The organism is Pseudomonas sp. 20P_3.2_Bac5, from assembly GCF_025466035.1.
Taxonomy (GTDB): domain Bacteria; phylum Pseudomonadota; class Gammaproteobacteria; order Pseudomonadales; family Pseudomonadaceae; genus Aquipseudomonas.
This window is the reverse complement of sequence record NZ_JANLOA010000024.1, coordinates 1-1444: the sequence shown is the minus strand read 5'-3', so window position 1 is coordinate 1444 and position 1444 is coordinate 1. Positions and strand designations below refer to the sequence as shown.

Annotated in this window: 1 protein-coding gene; it reads left to right on the top strand. The window is 59.3% G+C overall.

Annotated elements, in window-relative coordinates:
- On the top strand, positions 1 to 1444 hold a 1444-nt coding region (locus tag NTD88_RS04510), incomplete at both ends, for an Ig-like domain-containing protein (protein WP_262154876.1).

Genomic DNA, 1444 nt, shown 5'->3' with positions numbered 1-1444 from the left:
TGCGGATGGGTCTTACACCTACACGTTGAATCCTGCGGATCCGGACTTCTTTAATCTGCATGGCGGCGGTACGGGTACCGAGACGTTTGCCTACACCCTGACCGATGCTGATGGGGATACCAGTACTGCGAATCTGGTTCTGGATATCAAAAACCTGAATGATCCAGTCACCCTCAATGGCCTCGATGCTGCGGGTGGTGAACTGACGGTCTACGAGAAAAACCTCAGCGACGGCAGCAACCCGAACACGCCAGCTCTGACCCAAACCGGCACTTTTACCGTCACCGCTCCGGACGGGCTGCAAACCCTGAGCGTGGGCGGCATCAACGTTGTTTCTGGCGGTGTAGCCTCCGGTTTCCCACAAACCGCCACGACGCCTTTGGGGAATATGCTGACTGTTACGGGTTACAACCCGAACACTGGCGTGGTGACCTACAGCTATACCTTGCTGGATAACGAGGCTCATCCGAATGCAGGCGGCATCAACAACCTGACCGAGAGTTTCACCGTCACAGCGACGGATACTGATGGCAGCACCTCCAGCGGAAGCCTCGATGTAAACATCGTCGACGACGTACCAACCGCTGCGCCGGATACCAATGCGTCGGTTGCGACTGAGGTTGCCACGGTCCTGACAGGGAATGTGCTGACCAACGACACGCAAGGCGCCGACCGGGTTACCGGACCGATCACCGCGGGCACCTTCACTGGGACCTACGGCACGTTGGTTCTGGCTGCGGATGGGTCTTACACCTACACGCTGAATCCTGCGGATCCGGACTTCTTCAACCTGCACGGCGGCGGCACTGGCACTGAGACCTTTGCCTACACCCTGACCGATGCGGATGGCGACACCAGTACCGCGAATCTGGTTCTGGATATCAAAAACCTGAATGATCCAGTCACCCTCAATGGCCTTGATGCAGCGGGTGGTGAACTGACGGTCTACGAGAAAAACCTCAGCGACGGCAGCAACCCGAATACGCCGGCACTGACCCAAACCGGCACTTTTGCCGTCACCGCTCCGGACGGGCTGCAAACCCTGAGCGTGGGTGGAATCAATGTCATCAGCGGTGGCGTGGCTGCCGGTTTCCCACAAACCGCCACGACTCCGCTGGGGAATACGCTGACCGTCACCGGCTACAACACCAGTACCGGCGTGGTGACCTACAGCTACACCCTGCTGGATAACGAGGCCCATCCAAACGCCGGCGGCATCAACAACCTCACCGAAAGCTTCACCGTCACCGCGACGGACACAGATGGCAGCACCTCCAGCGGAAGCCTTGACGTAAACATCGTCGACGACGTACCAACCGCTGCGCCTGACACCAACGCCGTCACCGCAACCGAAGCCCAACTGACCCTGACCGGCAACGTCCTGACCAACGATACCCAGGGTGCCGACCGCGTCACCGGACCGATCACCGCCGGCACCTTCACG